Source organism: Desertibacillus haloalkaliphilus (assembly GCF_019039105.1).
GTDB lineage: Bacteria > Bacillota > Bacilli > Bacillales > KJ1-10-99 > Desertibacillus > Desertibacillus haloalkaliphilus.
The window spans coordinates 1-326 of the sequence record NZ_JAHPIV010000610.1 but is presented as its reverse complement, the minus strand read 5'-3'; the positions used below and the strand labels follow the sequence as shown (position 1 = coordinate 326).

1 protein-coding gene is annotated in these 326 nt (G+C 43.3%); it reads right to left on the bottom strand.

Features of this window, described 5'->3' with window-relative positions; genetic code table 11:
• Positions 1–326: poly-gamma-glutamate hydrolase family protein (locus KH400_RS23520; protein ID WP_217228752.1), on the bottom strand; the 326-nt coding region annotated here is incomplete at both ends.

Below are 326 nucleotides of genomic sequence, written 5' to 3'. Positions count from 1 at the left end.
CGGTCATAGTCTGTTCCGCCAACAAGGGTGTGGTCAATTCCCGGCTCCCCTTTATATCCATGAACAGCTAATACATAATCATGTGCTTTTGCCTGTGCGACTCCGATTGGTTCATCGAAGTTTGTACTTGTAATATGAAGTTCTGATGCATTTTCTCTAAAACCTTCAAATAAGTACGTAGAAAAATCGTTATCAAAAAAATGGACAATCTCACTAACGCCGCCTTCGATTCTCCCGCCATGAGGCGACATCACTAGAAGACGGCTGCCGGGCACTGGATTGGATGTGATTTGATAATGATCTGTTGATTCATTCTCTTCCAGTTC